Source organism: Pseudomonas kielensis, from assembly GCF_030505375.1.
Classification (GTDB): domain Bacteria; phylum Pseudomonadota; class Gammaproteobacteria; order Pseudomonadales; family Pseudomonadaceae; genus Aquipseudomonas; species Aquipseudomonas kielensis.
This window is the reverse complement of the sequence record NZ_CP130043.1, coordinates 327,793-343,514: the sequence shown is the minus strand read 5'-3', so window position 1 is coordinate 343,514 and position 15,722 is coordinate 327,793. Positions and strand designations below refer to the sequence as shown.

Sequence of the window (15,722 nt, the reverse complement as noted above, 5' to 3'; positions counted from 1 at the left end):
TGGCAGGGCGGTTCTTCCAACAACTTGTAAAACACTGTGGGGCCATTATGAACACGATAGCTACCCCCGGCAATACCCCTCGATCCAATGAGCGACTCAGCGTAGGGCGTAGTGCATCACCGCGTCTTGCCCCTACCAAAAAATACCAAGGAAATTCGTTGTGAGTGTCCAAGCAATGTCCTGGGCGCTCTCTCTGCCCATCCGGTCACTGAAAGACTCTAGCGCTCGGCACGTCCTGCTGTGCCTGGCCAACTACGCCGGCTCAAGTGGTGCAGGGGCTTTCCCATCAGCCAAAACACTTACCGATGACACGGGGCTTTCCGAACGTACCGTGCGGACAAAGCTCGATCTTCTGGAGGAACTTGGGTTCATCGTTCGCGGCAACCAGGCACTGGCCGCCGTGTACATCGACCGTCATGACCGCCGTCCGGTGGTGTATGACCTGATGATCAAGCGGGGTGCAGTAGTTGCACCCCGTGAAGATGTAACGGGGTGCAGCCTTGGTCAGAACGGGGTGCAGCCTACGACAGAACGGGGTGCAGCCACTGCACCCAATACATCAATTAACCATCAAGGAACCGAACAGCAGCAGCCGCACGCGATTGCCGATGTGATTGCTGAACAGGATCAAGCCGCGATTGATGCTCTGGATGAACGTCAACGCTTCGCGATGTTCGCAACCTGGATCCCGAACGAAAAGGCGCTGTCCGACCAGCTCGCAATCGCCAGGCTCCCCGCTGAAGCCGTCACCGAGCAACTGCTGGAGACGTTCCTGGGTTTTTACGTCGCCCGTCCGGCGTCGGTTCACAGTGCTGCGGGCTGGTGTTTCGAACTGGTGAAGTGGGTGAAGCGGGACAAGACAACCACAGCCGGCGCCGTGGCCGGTGAACAACAAGCTGCCGGTGACAACTGGGCAGCCAAGGGGGTGATGCTTTGAGCGGTCCAGTAAGAGCCGGGTACCTGGCTGTCAATCGGAGAACAGATCCGGCCTACGCCTACGCACCTGATGCCCCTGCGGTGATCGAAATTGACCCGGCTACCCAGCAGGTGATTGATGACCTTTTTCTACGGCTGCAGGGTGCATGCGGTGCCTGGCGCCAGTCGTGGCCTAACCAGAAAGTCATGGACGCGTCGAAGCTCGAATGGCTCGCCGAGTTCATGCGCTCCGGGATCACCTCCATGGATCAGATCCGGCACGGGATGCGCCTGGTGAGTGCGAGTAAGTCAGCGTTTGTACCGGCTCCCGGTGTTTTCGTCAGTTGGTGTTTTGCGCCTGAAGGGCTCGGTCTCCCTGGGGTGGAGACGGCCTACCTGCAGGCGCTGCGCAACTCCCATCCTGGCATGGAGGGCAGGGGCAAATGGTTTCACCCGGCCATCTATCACGCCACTGCCGCGGCCGGGTTTCATAGCTTGCAGTCGCTCAGCCGGGAGCTGGGCATTGTCCGCTTCGAGCAGAAGTATCTCGATCAGTGCCGAAAGATTTGGCGGGGTGAGACGTTGCCGCCCGTTCCAGTCGCGCAACTCGCGGCTCCCGGGCGCTGCATGACACCTGAAGTCGGCAACGGCGCGTTGGCCCGTCTTCGTGCCCAGCTCGGAGGTTCCCGTGGCTGATCGCCTTCTTGCTGTTCCTGTTCCCGAAAACTACCGATTCGCGGTGTTTTGCTGCTCGTTCAAGTGGGAGCTGGGCAGTACTCCCGATCATGCCTTGGCGCTGTTCGTTGACCAGGGCATGGCTGAGCGTTATGGCGCGTCGATGTGGCCAAGCACCTTCGAAGTTGTTGACCTTCATGCCCCAACAGGTACCCAAGCATGATCGCTCTAATCAAAACCCTGACGGTGAAGCTGTCGGACGCCGAGATCCAGCGCAACGCGAAGCTCGAGCATGTGCGCGACCTGCGTGATGCCGGTCACCCAGCGTTGCACTTCCGATTTGCCAAGAATCGCACCCGCGGTTCCTGGTTCTTGCTCAACAAGCGCCGGTGGCACCGGATCGGCGCGTTCCCCGACCTGTCCACCAAGCAGGTGATCGCGGCCCTGCCGGCCGTGCGTTTGCGCGTGGCGGCGGATGGCGCTGCCAGCGTGTCGGGCTGGGTGACGGTGGGTGAGCTGTTGGACTGGTTTGGCGATCGCATGGCCCGCTCGCGTGCGCTGTCCGAGAAGCGCCGGTCCGCCGGCAAGTCGGCCATCAGTTGCCAGCTCAGGCCGCGGCTGGGCGACCTGCTCATCCGTGATGTGAACGCCCAGACCCTGGACAAGCTGCTGATGTGGCCAGCCCAGGAGGAGCTATCGCTGTCGTATGTCCAGCAGCTGTACCGACTGCTCGCAGTGGCCTTTCGTCAGGCCCGCAAGTTGGACCTGATCCCGGCCAATCCGATGGCGGAACTGAAGTTCGTCAACTTCACCACGGCGCGCATCCTGCCCAAGCCGGCACGCCTGCGTGATGTCCAGGTGCCCGAGTTGGTGCAACTGCTGGCCGAGCGCTTCGAGCGTGCGCCCGGTGACGCCATGCTGGCCTTAATGATGCTGTGCCACGGTACGCGCATTGGCGAAACCCGGCAGGCGCGCTGGGCCGACATCGCACTGCCGGAGCGTGAGTGGTTTCTGCCGGCTGAGCACACCAAAACCAAGACCGAGCTGCGGGTGCCGCTGACCGACCAGGTATGTGCGCTGCTGCGCCGTTACCGCAATCAGCAGGCCGCCCAGGGTTACGAGGGGCCGTTCCTGTTCCCGTCCCGCCGCGGCAAGCCGCTGAGCGATCACCAGGCCAGTGCCGTGTTCACCCGGTTGGGGCAGGGCGCCTGGACCAGTCACGACCTACGCAAGGTGGCCCGCACTGCCTGGACCGACCTCGGTGTGGATGGGCACATCGGCGAGATGCTGCTCAATCACTCGCTGGGCAAGATCGCCTCGACCTACATCAACACCCAGGCCAAGGAGCAGCGTCGGCTGGCACTGGTGAAGTGGCACAACTGGTTAGATGAACGCGGCTTCAAGGCGATCCACACGCAGACAGGCGCTAGATATGAAGATTCGCAAAACCTCGTAGACGCCTTGAACGGCACGGCCTGCGAGTCGATTCCGCAATTTGTTAAGGGCGAGGTTTAAAAATGATGAAAAAGCAGCATGGCCCCGCCCTTGTGCGCAGTTTGATACCTATGACCGAGTGCCCGTCATGTGGCGGAAAGGGCGTGATCAAGGGGCTGCTTCATGAGCTCGACTGCATCGGCTGTCATGCATCTGGCTTCGCCCATGCCCAGACCATGGAGCCGCTGTTGATCGAAGACCTAGTGGTCCAGTTGGTCGGATGGTTCGCTGGGAGCGGCAATGTTCACCAGCGGTTGGTGGGGTTGTCGCGCAATACCAAGACATTAATCGTCGCGGGCCGTGCGGCTCGTCGTTCAAGGGGGATTGAACAATGATTTATCCAGGCGTTTTGCATGCAGTTGTTTCGGCCTTGGCGGCGGAGGCCATCGACAACACCAGCAAGCAGGCTTGGCAGAAGCTATACAACTCTGCCGACGAGGAAGAGGGTGGTGATCTGGCAACATTAGTTCGCTCCCGCGGTGCCTGCAACGTTGACCGAAAGCAGGTGGATTGCTGGGTTTCGGCCAGGCTGCACCACGGGTTGAAGCCAAAGCATTGGGATGCTCTGGTCGCCAAGTACAGCACGCACAAGGGTAGGAAGGTGCAGGCTCTGGCGGCGCTGCAAACCATCATCATCACCCCGGCGCCGAAGTTGTTCCTCTATAAGGCAGTCACCGCCTGGGCGATTCCACAGTTGAAGGGCGCTCGTCCAAAAACAGTGAGTTCAGTATCTGTCGAGATTCCGCTCGATGCTCCGGCATGGCGACGCGAAGCCACGGTGAATGCGGCTATAGCTGCCGGGAAGGCGAAGGCAAAAAAGGATGCATTCCGATCCGCAGGCATGATTGTGTTGAAGGACAGTTTCTATGACATGAACACCTGGGATTTGGATGCTGCGCCCGAGTCTACGCGACGCCGATGGAGGGCTGAAATCAACAGGAAACTGGATGATCTGATTGCTGATGCTCTGGTACATGTCGAAGAGCTATTGCGTTACGAGGAGCTGCTTGCAGACAATGCTGCTTGACCTTAGAGCCGGGCAGGTAACATGGAAAGTATCAATGCACACGTGAGAACGTTTGCTCCAGAGCAATGGGGGGAGATCGATTTTTTTAAGATCTTTCATAAAGGTACACATAATTTAAAGCGAGACGCGCAGAAGGCTTTAGGAGGCGCGTCTAGTCACTTTTCGAAAGCTGAAATTCTGTATGGCTTGGCGATGAAGTTGCTGCCAAATTTACAGATTGACGAGCAAGAGCTGAACGAGAAAGGCCATACGGCTGCCAGAAATGGCGCCGAATTCACCGCCGTCGTGGAGGAGGTGTTTACGGAGCTTTATTCTTCGGTTGAGTGTGCTCGAAAAGTCATCACTGATATTTATCGTGGTGTCCCCAAGCTGCCGACTGATTCGACACGAAAATTTTTTGAGAGGTTTAAGAACGGAGAAGTTGGTGCGTCTTTTCCATCTGAGCTTAGGATGCTGATTGAGTCCTGCGACTGGTATGAAGAACTAAGGATAATAAGGGACGAGCTCACTCATGCAGATATCGGCCACTGCAGCCTAGAAAGGGGAACTGAGTTTGTGACCTATATGCATACAGGGGTGCGAGCAAACGGGTCTGCGCTGATAGTTAATAATGTTATGGGTCGGATTGATGAGCTAGCCGCAGAAATTAATAGCTTTCTGGGCGGGGTTTTCAATTTCCTCAATGGACAATTGCAACCTACTGAGGTCGATCATCTATGTGGATTTTTCTTTGGAAGAGCATATCTTCGAAAGCTGCCACTTCAGAGGCCGCTCGATTTCCACTCTGGCCGCTGCGTATCTTTGCAATGGTTCGAAGAGGCCGAGGGATTTAGGTGCCCCATGGCGGACAACTGTGGGGCGTACTACACCGCACGAGAAAGTATTTGACAGAGAGTGAGCGATTGAGCGAAATTATACCCATCCTGTCATTCTTGCGCGTTGCAGTGGATTGACTCAGAAAAGCCCGGCCATTGAGTCGGGCTTTTTTGTTTTCGCATTTCTCTAGTAGACTCGTCTTTTAGATGTCATTTTGCCGTGAGCCGGCTACTTCAGTGGAGGAAGGTAATGCGAAGAAATATGGATTGGTCGATAAGCCTTCTTGGTTACATTCAAAACCAGGATCATGAGGGTATCGGGCTTTATAGGTCTGAGATTCGCCAGTTGTTCGAGAATGACCCAGAAGTGAGCGACGATGCGAAAGAGGAGTCTTGGGTCGTCGCGGACTATCACCTGCACTTGCTTGAGACCGCCGGCTTCGTTGTTCAAACTCCTTCCCAGGAACAGGGGGACAGGGATCACGATAACTTCGAGTTGACGTGGGAAGGGCATAACTTCCTCGACGAGCACGGTCCTACTGAATATTTCGATTTCACAGACATTAATTGAGCTGAGATTTCACTGGGCCCCGCTATCTGCGGGGCTTTTTGCATTCTGGAGATGAGCAAAGCCCGACGGAAACGTGCAGGGGTAACAGTCAGCGTGGGGACTGGAGCGAAACGCCACGACAGAGACCTGCCAGGGTCTCCATCTCCACCTACATCGAGCCTCGGTATTTGCCGGGGCTTTTTCGTTTTCGGCTCCACCACACCCATCGCTCTGAGCTGGGAGTGCTGCTGGAGCCGGACTTAATCGCCCCCCAGATCGGGGAGGACAGCGGATGCCTAACATGCCCGATAAGCCAGACACCTGGGTTCTTGTACTCGCGTGGCTGAGTCAGCACGCCCCGGCCTTTTACGCCGCAGGCTTTGCGATATCGATCTCCGCGCTGCGGATCATCTACGGCGGTGGCACACGCAAGGCTGCGTTCTTCGAGAGCCTGTTGTGTGGCTGCATCACACTGTCGATGCTGTCCGGCCTTGAGCTGATCGGCATCCCGCAGTCAGCGGCCAGCCTGATCGGCGGCATGGTCGGGTTGCTGGGTGTGGACAAGGTCCGCGCCTTTGCTGATCGGGTCACGGGCCTTAAGTTCCCGGGTAGGAGCCCTGATTGATGACGAAGCTGAGAATGCACAAATCAGCACTGAAGATGGCTCAAACCCAGGTCGTAAAGGTGTTGGCCATTGCGGATAGACGTATTACTGGGCGCCGGCTGCAGGCCCGCCGCCTTGCGGTCTGGAAGCGTGACCCGGTTTGCTCGATGTGCGGCCGAGTAGTCGACTACCCACAAGGCTTTGAGCTTGATCATAAGGTGCCACTCTTTATGGGTGGCGAAGACATTGAGGCGAACTGCCAGGTGCTGTGCGTTCGCGTTGAGGTGATCGAGGGTCGACGGATCAAGACGGGTTGCCATGCCTCCAAGACGGCGAAAGAGGCGCCCGGATCCTGATATGTCTCGGCGCACCGAAACGGTGCGATATCGGGGCGATGGCGTGCCACAAGGGTAGGGGAGGGGGTAAAACCTCAGACCTCTTTTGTTCGGAAACCTCACCCTCTCCCATTCGTAGATTTTTTCCCCGTTAACAGGATCCGTTAACTATGGCGTTAACCGAACAAAAGCGCCGGTACGCCGAAGCGCGGCTGTCCGGTGAAGGCAAAAAACAGGCGGCAATATCTGCTGGGTGCCCCGAAAAGACTGCATCGCAGGCGGCATCACGGCTCGAAAAAGATCCTGAAGTTCAGGCTGCAATGGGTCGGGCGGTGGTTGTTAACTCCACCCAAAAACTTGCTCAGCCAGCAGCCGACCCCAACCCCTACATTCCAGCGGCAGCGGATGACCCTATCGACTTTCTAAAAGGGGTCATGAAGGACTTGGTGGCAGACCCCAAGCTTCGGATCGACGCCGCAAAAGCGCTGCTCCCCTACACCCACGGGAAGGTGGCGGAGCAAGGTAAGAAAGATCAGAAGGCCAGTGCGGCCAAGAAAGCTTCGGCAGGCAGATTCGGCCAAGGTGCGCCACCAAGACTAGCGGTCGATAACACACGGTGATTTGAATGGAGTGGTCAACCGCTTGCCTTGACTGGGAAGCAAGGATCATTGCCGGCCAGTCACTGGTGCCTATCAAGCCGCTCTTCCCGGAGGAGGCATCAGCCGGCCTTGAGGTCATGCAGCAACTGCGCATCGTGGACGCCCCCGGTAGCCCAACTATTGGCGAAGCATGCGCGCCCTGGGTGTCAGATTTCGCCGGCTCCGTGTTCGGCTCCTATAACCCAGACACAGGTCGGCGCGAGATCAAGGAATTCGCCCTGGTCATCCCGAAGAAGAACTCAAAGTCCACTATCGCCGCAGCGATCATGTTGACGCTGCTGATCCGCAACTGGCGGCAATCGGCGGAGCTGATCATTCTGGCGCCAACGATTGAGGTTGCGCAAAACGCCTTTGCTCCGGCCAGAGACATGGTCAAGCACGATGAGGAGCTGGCAGATCTGCTCCATGTTCAAGAGCACATCAGGACTATTACCCATCGAGAGACGGGCGCAACGCTGAAGGTTGTAGCGGCTGACTCGAACACGGTCGGCGGCAAGAAGGCCAGCTTCATTCTGGTGGACGAGATTCACCTGTTCGGCAGTAATCACAATGCAGAGAACATGCTGCGCGAGGCCACTGGCGGTCTAGCCTCGCGGCCAGAGGGCTGCATAATTTATCTGACAACTCAGTCGGACAAGCCTCCGGCCGGGGTTTTCTTGCAAAAGCTGCAGTACGCCCGCGGCGTCCGGGACGGAAAGATTAAAGATCACCGCTTCTTGGCGGTGATTTACGAGTTCCCTCGCTCGATGATCGAGGCCGGCGAGCATCGCAAGCCAGAGAACTTTCATGTCGTAAACCCGAACCTCGGGTACTCAGTCGATCGCGAGTACCTTGAGCGCGAATTGGCGAAGGCCGAAGAGTCAGGTGAGGAGTCGCTGCGCGGCTTCCTCTCAAAATTCCTCAATGTTGAGATCGGCCTGGCGTTGATGTCGAGCCGCTGGGCCGGCGCGGAGTTCTGGGAGTCTCAGATCCGCCAGTGCGTCACGTTGGACTACATCCTCGAACGCAGCGAGGTAGTGACGATTGGTGTTGATGGGGGAGGCCTTGACGACTTGCTTGGTCTGGCAGTGCTTGGTCGTGATCGGGAAACCCGAGAGTGGCTTGCCTGGTGCCGGGCCTGGGCGCATCCATCGGTACTTGAGAGGCGCAAGGATATCGCTGCAAACCTCCACGACTACGCCCGAAGTGGTGACCTGGTGCTGGTTAAGCACATTGGCGATGACGTGGATGAAGTGGCGGACATCGTGGATCAGGTTGACTCCTCCGGTCTCCTGCATCAAGTGGGGCTCGATCCGGCTGGCATCGGCGCAATTCTCGAAGCGATCACCGCTCGCGGCGTCAGCCAGGAGAAGGTGGTCGGTGTCAGTCAGGGTTGGCGACTCGGTGGCGCGATAAAAACGACTGAGCGAAAGCTTGCCGAGGGCGGGCTCATTCATGCCGACCAGCCCTTGATGAATTGGTGTTGCGGTAACGCAAGGGTCGAGCCTAAAGGCAACTCAATCTTGATTACAAAGCAGGCCAGCGGCTCGGCAAAGATCGATCCGCTCATGGCTCTGTTCTGCGCGGTTTCGATAATGGCAACGAACCCGAAAGTGGAAGGCACCCTTTCTGACCACATCATGAAACACGGACTAAGAACCCTATGACCGATGAAATTAAGGCGCCAAAGCTTGCCGCGCTGAAGGAAGCCTTGCCTGACGTTATCGGGATACTTGGGCTTGGCCTGCTGACTCGGGGGTTGTGGGCATGGATGGGCGAACCTCTGGCCCTGACTGTTTGCGGCGCTCTCCTGGTCACCCTGTCTGTTGTCTCGATAGTGCGGGGTGGTCGGTAATGCTTCGATCACTTCTTGGAAGAAAGAGCGCCTCCCAGGCTATCGATACGTCGGAGAAGCTCGCTCAGGCCCTTGGTGCAGGATACGAAACCAACTCCGGGCAGCGAGTCACCACGAATAGCGCAATGCAGCAGTTGGTTGTCTTCAACTGCGTCCGGGTTTTGGCTGAGTCGATGGGAATGCTCCCTTGCCGCCTGCTGAAGCAAACTGGTCGGGTGAGATTGCCCGCAACGGCTCACCGGCTTTATCCACTAATCACCATGGCGCCCAACAGCTACATGACTGCCCAGGAGTTTTGGGAGCTGCTGGTGGCGTGCCTGTGTCTGCGCGGTAACTTCTATGCCTACAAGGTATCGGCGCTTGGGAATGTGGGAGAGCTGTTGCCACTGAACCCGGACATCGTCACACCCAAGCTCAAAGACGACTGGACGGTGGAGTACACCGTTAACTTCAAGTCAGGCACCAAGGTTCTGACGCAGGATGAAATTTGGCATGTCCGGCTGTTCACGCTGGACGGCCTGAATGGTCTGAATCCGATTGCTTACGCCCGCCAGGCGCTGGGTCTTGGTCAAGCTATGGATGCTCATGCAGCCAAGCTTTTCACTAACGGTGCAGTTACAAGCGGCGTGCTTCGGACAGAGCAGGAGCTCAGCCCAGAAGCATTTGGCCGGCTGAAGGCTGAGTTCCAAGGCGAGCACATGGGCGTTGCGAACGCCTACAAGCCCATGATTCTAGAGATGGGGCTTGATTGGAAGCCGATCAGTCTCAGCGCTCAAGACACCCAGTTCATCGAATCCAAGAAGATGACCGAGTCGCAGATCTGCGGCCTGTTCCGTGTGCCGCCGCACTTGGTGGCCAGCATGGAAAAGATGACGCTCAACAACATCGAGCACATGGGCATGAGCTTCGTGAACTACTCGCTTGTTCCACTCATGACCCGCATTGAACACCGCATCCAAGTCGGCCTGCTCAGTGAGAAAGACCGCCTAACTCATTACGCCAAGTTCAACGCCGGCGCGCTGATGCGCGGCGACCTGAAAGGGCGGTACGAGTCATACGGTAAGGGCATCCAGTGGGGGATCTTGAGCCCCAACGATTGCCGCGAACTCGAAGACGAGAACCCCCGTGAAGGCGGCGATATCTATCTGACTCCGATGAACATGACCACCAAGCCAGAGGATAACAACCGTGCTTAAGAAAATGCGCGTCCCTTTCGAGCTCAAAGCGCTGTCCGAGGCCGGTGAGTTCGAGGGGTATGGCTCCGTGTTCGGGGTCAAGGATCATGGCTCCGATATCGTCATGCCAGGCGCCTTTACCGACTCGCTGATTGAGTGGAAGGGCAAGAACAAATTGCCGCCGGTTCTTTGGCAACACAAGACCCACGAGCCCATCGGCCCTCACACCGACATGAAGGAGGATGAGAAGGGCCTGTATGTGAAAGGCCAACTACTGATCGATGACGATCCGCTCGCTCGCCGCGCCCATGCCCACATGAAGGCTGGCAGCGTGACTGGGCTATCGATCGGCTACACGCTCGATGATTGGGAGTGGGACAGCGTCAAGGGCGCCTACCTGCTCAAGAAGATCACCCTGTGGGAGGTGTCGGTGGTCACGTTCGCCATGAACGAGGCGGCCTATGTCACCGATGTGAAATCTCTGCTGGAACGAGGCGAAACACCGCCCCCCAGCAAAGTGGAGCGAGCCCTTCGTGAGGTTGGGTTTTCTGGCTCCCAAGCCAAGGCTTTCATGGCCAAAGGCTACGGCGCAGTTTCACCGCGAGAGGCGGGTGCCGACGAAGCACTGCAATCCCTTAAATCACTTTTGAATCGAATGTAAGGAGCCTCTCATGGCTGTTGAAAAGAAAGACATCGAAGACGTCGCTGAAGCCTTGGGCGCCAAGTTCGACGAGTTCAAGAAGTCGAACGATAAGCGTATCGACGGCCTGGAAGCCGAAAAGGGCAAGCTGTCCGGCCAGGTCGATACACTCAATGAAAAGCTGAGCGAGCTGGACGAGCTGAAAAGCAATCTGGAAAAAGAGCTGCTGTCCTTGAAGCGCCCAGACGGCACTGGCACCAAGGCCGCCAGTGAGCACAAGACCGCGTTCATGCAATTCGTGCGCAAGGGGATCGAAACCGGTCTGGGCGAGCTCCAAGCCAAGGCACTGCAGGTTGGTGTTGATGCTGATGGTGGTTTCGCGGTTCCAGAAGAGCTGGACCGCAGCATCATTGAGCTGCTGCGCGACTCTTCGCCGATGCGCCAGGTGTGCAACCAGATCACTGTCGGCAGTCCAGACTACAAGCGACTGGTGAATCTCGGTGGTAACGGTGCTGGCTGGGTTGGCGAAACCGATCCGCGCCCGGCAACCAATACTCCGAAGCTGGGTAACATCTCTGCCTTTATGGGCGAGCTGTACGCCAACCCACAAGCCACTCAGACCAGTCTTGACGACATCTACTTCGATGCCGAGGGCTGGTTGAATGGTGAGGTTGCCCGCGACTTCTCCGAGAAAGAAGGCAGTGCTTTCCTGAAGGGTGATGGCGTTAACAAGCCGAAAGGCCTGCTGGCTTACGGCCTGGATTTGAAGGGCGACGACGAACGTGCTTTCGGTGTTCTGCAAAAGCTCGTTTCTGGTGCCGCCGGCGCGATCACTGGCGACAGCCTGATCAACCTGATTCACGCCCTCAAGGCGGGCTACCGTGCCAACGGGACCTGGATGATGGGCAACCTGACCGTTGCTTATGTCCGCAAGCTGAAGGACAGCGAGGGTAACTACCTGTGGCGCCCAGGCCTGGAAGCGGGCGCCCCGTCTGTACTTCTGGGCTACGGCATCACCGAAAACGAAGACATGCCGGATGTCGCCGCCGATGCCAATGCTATTGCGTTTGGCGACTTCAAGCGCGCTTACACCGTTGTCGACCGTATCGGCACCCGCGTGCTGCGCGATCCCTACACCAACAAGCCGTTTGTTGGCTTCTACACCACCAAGCGCGTCGGCGGCATGCTGGTCGACTCCCAGGCGGTGAAAATTCTCACCCTGAGCGCCGCTGCCTAAATGGGCGGGCGCCTACGGGCGCCCAGCCTGCCGGAGGATTTATGCCGATCATTATTGTGAAAAAGCCGTTCCCATTCTCTGCGGATGGGAACCATGTAGTTGAGGTTCCTGCCGGCGAGCAGGATGTTTCTGAGCGTTGCGCTCTGGTGGCTGTTGAGCACCTAGGCGTGGCGTCTTACCTCAATCAACTGGACGCCAATGGTCTGAAACTGGATGGCCCTACCATTGCTGAGTTTGTTGAAGCCGGCTACCTGGCGGTGAATTACCCACCTGAGAGTTACGCGGCGCGCAGCTCGCAGGAAGAAATCGACGCGGCGATCGAGACGCAGAAAGAAACTGACCCGCTCAAGATGAAGGTTCCCGATCTGAAGGCCTGGCTCATCGGCAAAGGGGTCGAGTTCGATCCGTCCGCCAACAAAGAGGCACTTCAGGCGCTGGTACCGAAGGGTGATTGATCTTCCTATCGTCAAGGCTCACTTGCGGGTCGACCATGACGATGACGATGCGCTGATTCAAGGCTATATGGATGCGGCCCTCAGTGCGTTTGAGACCTGGACCAATCGGACGCTTGTCGATCCGAGCGAGTCTTTGCCTGATCCTGTCGGCAATGCGCTCTTGATGAGCAAGGCCATCAAGCAGGGTGCGCTCCTATTGGTTGGCACTTGGTATAACAGCCGAGAGTCGGTAGTGGTGGGCACCATTACTGCTGAATTACCAATGGCGACCAATGCTCTTTGGAAGCCGCACCGCTGGGTGAATCTATGAGAGCGGGAGTGCTGCGACATCTGTGTACGCGCCGAGGCTACATCGAAGGCAAGGATGCCCTAGGTCAGCCATCCAAGGTGTGGGGCGATCTCGGCAAGCTCTGGGCAGAGATCAACATCCCCTCCGGCCGCATGTACGAAGCCGCGTCACAGATGCAGGTCACGGTCACCGCCGAGATCAATATCCGTTACCGCAAGGGCGTGATGGCCGGACAGCACCTGGTGCACGACGGCATTGCCTACGAAATCATAGCCCCGCTGGCCACCAACCAACGGGACATGCTGAAACTCATGTGCAAAACGGTGAAACCAAAATGAGCAACGGTTCGCTGACTGTGCTGGGCCTTGGTGAGTTGCAGGCTGACTTCGAGCGACTGGCCAGGTCCGTCGGCAACAAGATTGCCAGGGATGCGGTTATGGCTGGCGCCCGGGTTGCCAGAGATAAGGCACGTAACACTGCCCCGGTTCGCACCGGAAAACTAAAGAAGAACATCATTGCCGTGAGCGTGAAGCAGGCAGATACACCCGGCGGGGCGACCGCAGGCATCCGCGTGAAGAAACCCGCCGGCAAGCAGGCCAAGGCGCTCAAGCGTCCCGGCAAAAAGGGGCGCACCTCAAAAATGGATTATGACGCGCCGTTCTACTGGAAGTTTCTTGAGCTGGGCACTTCAAAGATGCAGGCCCACCCATTTATTCGCCCCGCCTGGGACGGCAGCCTGCCTCAGATTGAGAAGGCCGTCGCTGACAAACTGGCCGAAGGCATAGACAACGCCATCACCCGGTAAACCCAATGATTGAGAAATCTCTAATCGACAGGCTCTCGCCTCTTGTCGACGGGCGAGTGTACTTCGGCGTTGCGCCGGAGGATGCAACTCAGCCGCGCTTGGTGATTCAGACGGTCAGCAGCATCGCCGGTTTTACGCTTGCTGGGTGGGATGGTTCCAGCGATTTGACGATCCAGCTCGACGCCTGGGGCGAGAGCTTCCTCCAGGCGCTGGCACTGGCCGGCCAAGCGTTCGCCGTCATGACCACCGACGGTGCCGACTTCACTACCGGCAGCGCTGATCGACTGCCGGATTCTTTTGAGAGCGACACCAAACTTTTCAGCGTGAGCTGGGAATACACCCTGCAACCATAGGAGGCCTCATGGCCGCTCAAAACCCAACGAAAGCGAAGTTCGTCAAAACGCAGGGCACGGCTCTCAGCGTTTCAAAACTCACCACCATTGACCCGAAAGATCCAGACCTGACCTGGGCTGATCTCTCCGTCACCATCAAGCAGCCCCAGTTCCAGGGCGGTCAGTCTGATGAAATTGACGTGACCACCCTGGCCAGCGAGGCCAAAGAGTTCGCTGTGGGCCTGGCTGATAACGGCACCTTCAGCATGTCCGGCAACTGGAAGGCTGACGACGAGGCCCAGACAGTGCTCCGTACTGCCCGTGCTGATGGTGAGCCGCGGGCCTTCAAGTCGGCGTTCAAGGACGGCACCTCTTCGGCGTTCCTCGGCCTGGTCACTCAGTTCACATGGGACGCCGCGCCGAACGGCACTGTGAACGGCACGTTTAACGTGCGAATCACCGGTGCTGTTTCCTTCGACCTGCCGGTGACACCGTAATGGCTCGCGTAAAGACTGGCGGCCCCGTGGACCTTCGATCCATGGCGCTGGACCCGATGCGCAACTTCAAGCACGAGCGCCTGACCATCGAAGAGTGGGAGGGCGCGCAGGTAGCAGTCCGTGCGTTGAGCGCGGGTGACTGGATTGAATACCGCCGCCGAGCCGCGCTAGCTGTTGCAGAGGCTCGGAATGACGCCGGCCTGCCAGCTAGACACATGGCGTCCGCCGATGACGAAGACGCGCCGGTAGAGCAGCTTGTAGAAGTCCACTCTTCGCCGCTGTATGCGTTTGTCCTGGTGCGCGCATTGCTAGACGAGAACAACGTACGAGTGTTCACGGATGACGATGTGCCAGCCGTCGCAGAGGCGTTCAGCCCCGTACATGACCGTCTTGTAGGAAAGGTCTTCTCGTTGAGCGGCGTAGCTGCCGCCGGTGCAGAAGACCCGGTGGACGCAGCGGGAAACGCTTAAAGGAGGAGCCGGAGCTCGTGTTCATGCTGACTCTGGCCCTCCGGTTAGGGATGACGCTCAAGGAGCTGCGCGAAGGAATGAGCGCAGAAGAGCTATTTCTTTGGATGGCCTACAACCAGGAGTCACCGCTCGGCGATGCCAGGGGCGATGTTCAGGCGTCGATCATCGCGGCCTCGGTTTTTCAGGCTCAGGGCGCGAAGGTTTCCGCTGTTGATTTACTTCCGAAGTGGAAAGTCGAACCTGAACAAATTATTGATGAGGCCGCTCTGGCCGATGAGGGAGCAGAGTCCTTTAAAGCTTTCTTGATGGGTAAGGCCAATGAGGTTTGAATCTGGTGCCATGGAAGGCAAAGTCAATCTGATGGTAAGGTTCGCTTTTGTAATCGAGGATGAAGAAAGTGAATAGGGATAAGTGGGACGGATGGATTGTTTTTTGCTGGCTTGTTCTTTTTGTGGCAATTGCATTGTCAGCTTTGTTTGTCTTCAACTTCGGAACGTTTAAAGTCGGCGCAGGCTACGGGCTTTACAAAACTGCATATAACTGGCCACTTATTTTTGGTGGGTTGCTGAGTCTTGCTTTCACAGTTGTACTGGGTGTTGTGATTGCGATGCTTAGGGATGTTTATAAAATGGCTGCCGCGCATCACGTGCCTCTCCCCGCAGAAGGCCCAGGTGCACTGGTCAAGGATGTCGCCGATGACTCGGTAATTGCCCCTTACATTGGGGCTGGCTATTACATTTTGTCAGTGAATGGCACGACCGTCGGCGGTCCTCTAAGTGTCAAGCAGGGCTTGCAGGCAGTAGAAAAGGATTCTGCCGGCCACAAGATCGTCGTTAGATCGCCGGGCGGGGATGTCAGAGAGATCGTCTTAGACGCATCAGTCGAAGACTTGAAGTTGGTTTTCTAAAAGGCAC

The 15,722-nt window shown here is 57.5% G+C and carries 24 protein-coding genes; all 24 read left to right on the top strand.

From position 1 onward, the window contains the following. Positions 1-175 precede the first annotated feature (175 nt). The 24 genes from Q1W70_RS01800 (at position 176) to Q1W70_RS01685 (ending at position 15,715) form a co-directional block, all read left to right on the top strand. Complete coding sequence (locus Q1W70_RS01800; RefSeq protein WP_302098877.1) at positions 176-937, top strand: helix-turn-helix domain-containing protein; 762 nt, start codon at positions 176-178, stop codon at positions 935-937. Further along, entirely contained in the window at positions 934-1,611 is a 678-nt protein-coding gene (locus tag Q1W70_RS01795; protein ID WP_302098578.1) for a replication protein P, read from the top strand. Before Q1W70_RS01800 ends, Q1W70_RS01795 begins: the two co-directional genes overlap by 4 nt. After that, positions 1,604-1,813 carry a hypothetical protein gene (locus tag Q1W70_RS01790; protein WP_302098577.1) on the top strand — a complete coding sequence of 70 codons (210 nt, stop codon included), beginning with the start codon at positions 1,604-1,606 and terminating at the stop codon, positions 1,811-1,813. The genes Q1W70_RS01795 and Q1W70_RS01790 overlap by 8 nt, the downstream gene beginning before the upstream one ends. Beyond that, a complete protein-coding gene (locus Q1W70_RS01785; protein WP_302098576.1) occupies positions 1,810-3,105 on the top strand; it encodes a tyrosine-type recombinase/integrase in 1,296 nt (431 codons plus the stop codon). Before Q1W70_RS01790 ends, Q1W70_RS01785 begins: the two co-directional genes overlap by 4 nt. A 5-nt stretch (positions 3,106-3,110) precedes the next feature. After that, positions 3,111-3,419: a hypothetical protein gene (locus Q1W70_RS01780; RefSeq protein ID WP_302098575.1), complete on the top strand. Its 309-nt coding sequence runs from the start codon at positions 3,111-3,113 to the stop codon at positions 3,417-3,419. Beyond that, entirely contained in the window at positions 3,416-4,111 is a 696-nt protein-coding gene (locus tag Q1W70_RS01775) for a hypothetical protein (RefSeq protein WP_302098574.1), read from the top strand. Before Q1W70_RS01780 ends, Q1W70_RS01775 begins: the two co-directional genes overlap by 4 nt. A 21-nt stretch (positions 4,112-4,132) precedes the next feature. Further along, positions 4,133-4,999 carry a hypothetical protein gene (locus Q1W70_RS01770; protein WP_302098573.1) on the top strand — a complete coding sequence of 289 codons (867 nt, stop codon included), beginning with the start codon at positions 4,133-4,135 and terminating at the stop codon, positions 4,997-4,999. 189 nt (positions 5,000-5,188) lie between these two features. Further along, a complete protein-coding gene (locus tag Q1W70_RS01765) occupies positions 5,189-5,497 on the top strand; it encodes a DUF2513 domain-containing protein (protein WP_302098572.1) in 309 nt (102 codons plus the stop codon). A 271-nt stretch (positions 5,498-5,768) separates the two neighbouring features. Further along, the gene (locus tag Q1W70_RS01760; protein ID WP_302098571.1) at positions 5,769-6,101 is read left to right on the top strand and encodes a phage holin, lambda family; all 333 of its coding nucleotides are present in this window, start codon (positions 5,769-5,771) and stop codon (positions 6,099-6,101) included. Beyond that, a complete protein-coding gene (locus Q1W70_RS01755) occupies positions 6,101-6,436 on the top strand; it encodes an HNH endonuclease signature motif containing protein (RefSeq protein ID WP_302098570.1) in 336 nt (111 codons plus the stop codon). The genes Q1W70_RS01760 and Q1W70_RS01755 overlap by 1 nt, the downstream gene beginning before the upstream one ends. A 149-nt stretch (positions 6,437-6,585) precedes the next feature. After that, positions 6,586-7,035, top strand: coding sequence for a terminase small subunit (locus Q1W70_RS01750; protein ID WP_302098569.1), 450 nt, complete (start codon positions 6,586-6,588; stop codon positions 7,033-7,035). 5 nt (positions 7,036-7,040) lie between these two features. Further along, complete coding sequence (locus tag Q1W70_RS01745; protein ID WP_302098568.1) at positions 7,041-8,720, top strand: terminase large subunit; 1,680 nt, start codon at positions 7,041-7,043, stop codon at positions 8,718-8,720. 187 nt (positions 8,721-8,907) lie between these two features. Beyond that, a complete protein-coding gene (locus Q1W70_RS01740) occupies positions 8,908-10,104 on the top strand; it encodes a phage portal protein (RefSeq protein WP_302098567.1) in 1,197 nt (398 codons plus the stop codon). Beyond that, positions 10,097-10,744 (top strand): HK97 family phage prohead protease, encoded by a 648-nt coding sequence (locus Q1W70_RS01735; RefSeq protein ID WP_302098566.1) that lies wholly within the window; start codon positions 10,097-10,099, stop codon positions 10,742-10,744. The genes Q1W70_RS01740 and Q1W70_RS01735 overlap by 8 nt, the downstream gene beginning before the upstream one ends. A gap of 10 nt (positions 10,745-10,754) precedes the next feature. Next, on the top strand, positions 10,755-11,960 hold the full coding sequence (locus Q1W70_RS01730; RefSeq protein WP_302098565.1) for a phage major capsid protein: 1,206 nt from the start codon (positions 10,755-10,757) through the stop codon (positions 11,958-11,960). 41 nt (positions 11,961-12,001) lie between these two features. Then, on the top strand, positions 12,002-12,415 hold the full coding sequence (locus Q1W70_RS01725; RefSeq protein ID WP_302098564.1) for a hypothetical protein: 414 nt from the start codon (positions 12,002-12,004) through the stop codon (positions 12,413-12,415). After that, a complete protein-coding gene (locus Q1W70_RS01720) occupies positions 12,408-12,725 on the top strand; it encodes a head-tail connector protein (RefSeq protein WP_302098563.1) in 318 nt (105 codons plus the stop codon). Before Q1W70_RS01725 ends, Q1W70_RS01720 begins: the two co-directional genes overlap by 8 nt. Positions 12,726-12,733: 8 nt before the next feature. Next, positions 12,734-13,042: a phage head closure protein gene (locus Q1W70_RS01715; protein ID WP_302098562.1), complete on the top strand. Its 309-nt coding sequence runs from the start codon at positions 12,734-12,736 to the stop codon at positions 13,040-13,042. Then, positions 13,039-13,509 (top strand): HK97-gp10 family putative phage morphogenesis protein, encoded by a 471-nt coding sequence (locus Q1W70_RS01710; RefSeq protein ID WP_302098561.1) that lies wholly within the window; start codon positions 13,039-13,041, stop codon positions 13,507-13,509. The genes Q1W70_RS01715 and Q1W70_RS01710 overlap by 4 nt, the downstream gene beginning before the upstream one ends. 5 nt (positions 13,510-13,514) lie before the next feature. After that, on the top strand, positions 13,515-13,862 hold the full coding sequence (gene gp17, locus Q1W70_RS01705; RefSeq protein ID WP_302098560.1) for a tail completion protein gp17: 348 nt from the start codon (positions 13,515-13,517) through the stop codon (positions 13,860-13,862). An 8-nt stretch (positions 13,863-13,870) separates the two neighbouring features. Next, positions 13,871-14,338, top strand: a complete 468-nt coding sequence (locus Q1W70_RS01700) for a phage tail tube protein (RefSeq protein ID WP_302098559.1) — start codon at positions 13,871-13,873, stop codon at positions 14,336-14,338. A 41-nt stretch (positions 14,339-14,379) separates the two neighbouring features. Next, positions 14,380-14,808 carry a phage tail assembly chaperone gene (locus Q1W70_RS01695; protein WP_302098558.1) on the top strand — a complete coding sequence of 143 codons (429 nt, stop codon included), beginning with the start codon at positions 14,380-14,382 and terminating at the stop codon, positions 14,806-14,808. Positions 14,809-14,831: 23 nt separating this feature from the next. Beyond that, the gene (locus Q1W70_RS01690; protein ID WP_302098557.1) at positions 14,832-15,137 is read left to right on the top strand and encodes a phage tail assembly protein T; all 306 of its coding nucleotides are present in this window, start codon (positions 14,832-14,834) and stop codon (positions 15,135-15,137) included. Positions 15,138-15,196: 59 nt separating this feature from the next. Further along, a complete protein-coding gene (locus tag Q1W70_RS01685; RefSeq protein ID WP_302098556.1) occupies positions 15,197-15,715 on the top strand; it encodes a hypothetical protein in 519 nt (172 codons plus the stop codon). Positions 15,716-15,722 lie beyond the last annotated feature (7 nt).

Bases quoted from the DNA above. Each gene is read 5' to 3' on its own strand.
- Q1W70_RS01760 (WP_302098571.1), top strand. From the start codon at position 5,769: ATGCCTAACATGCCCGATAAGCCAGACACCTGGGTTCTTGTACTCGCG.
- Q1W70_RS01775 (WP_302098574.1), top strand. From the start codon at position 3,416: ATGATTTATCCAGGCGTTTTGCATGCAGTTGTTTCGGCCTTGGCGGCG.
- Q1W70_RS01690 (WP_302098557.1), top strand. From the start codon at position 14,832: ATGCTGACTCTGGCCCTCCGGTTAGGGATGACGCTCAAGGAGCTGCGC.
- Q1W70_RS01730 (WP_302098565.1), top strand. From the start codon at position 10,755: ATGGCTGTTGAAAAGAAAGACATCGAAGACGTCGCTGAAGCCTTGGGC.
- Q1W70_RS01785 (WP_302098576.1), top strand. From the start codon at position 1,810: ATGATCGCTCTAATCAAAACCCTGACGGTGAAGCTGTCGGACGCCGAG.
- Q1W70_RS01765 (WP_302098572.1), top strand. From the start codon at position 5,189: ATGGATTGGTCGATAAGCCTTCTTGGTTACATTCAAAACCAGGATCAT.
- gp17 (WP_302098560.1), top strand. From the start codon at position 13,515: ATGATTGAGAAATCTCTAATCGACAGGCTCTCGCCTCTTGTCGACGGG.
- Q1W70_RS01725 (WP_302098564.1), top strand. From the start codon at position 12,002: ATGCCGATCATTATTGTGAAAAAGCCGTTCCCATTCTCTGCGGATGGG.
- Q1W70_RS01740 (WP_302098567.1), top strand. From the start codon at position 8,908: ATGCTTCGATCACTTCTTGGAAGAAAGAGCGCCTCCCAGGCTATCGAT.
- Q1W70_RS01710 (WP_302098561.1), top strand. From the start codon at position 13,039: ATGAGCAACGGTTCGCTGACTGTGCTGGGCCTTGGTGAGTTGCAGGCT.
- Q1W70_RS01745 (WP_302098568.1), top strand. From the start codon at position 7,041: ATGGAGTGGTCAACCGCTTGCCTTGACTGGGAAGCAAGGATCATTGCC.
- Q1W70_RS01800 (WP_302098877.1), top strand. From the start codon at position 176: ATGTCCTGGGCGCTCTCTCTGCCCATCCGGTCACTGAAAGACTCTAGC.
- Q1W70_RS01770 (WP_302098573.1), top strand. From the start codon at position 4,133: ATGGAAAGTATCAATGCACACGTGAGAACGTTTGCTCCAGAGCAATGG.
- Q1W70_RS01695 (WP_302098558.1), top strand. From the start codon at position 14,380: ATGGCGCTGGACCCGATGCGCAACTTCAAGCACGAGCGCCTGACCATC.
- Q1W70_RS01700 (WP_302098559.1), top strand. From the start codon at position 13,871: ATGGCCGCTCAAAACCCAACGAAAGCGAAGTTCGTCAAAACGCAGGGC.
- Q1W70_RS01755 (WP_302098570.1), top strand. From the start codon at position 6,101: ATGACGAAGCTGAGAATGCACAAATCAGCACTGAAGATGGCTCAAACC.
- Q1W70_RS01750 (WP_302098569.1), top strand. From the start codon at position 6,586: ATGGCGTTAACCGAACAAAAGCGCCGGTACGCCGAAGCGCGGCTGTCC.
- Q1W70_RS01685 (WP_302098556.1), top strand. From the start codon at position 15,197: ATGAAGAAAGTGAATAGGGATAAGTGGGACGGATGGATTGTTTTTTGC.
- Q1W70_RS01780 (WP_302098575.1), top strand. From the start codon at position 3,111: ATGAAAAAGCAGCATGGCCCCGCCCTTGTGCGCAGTTTGATACCTATG.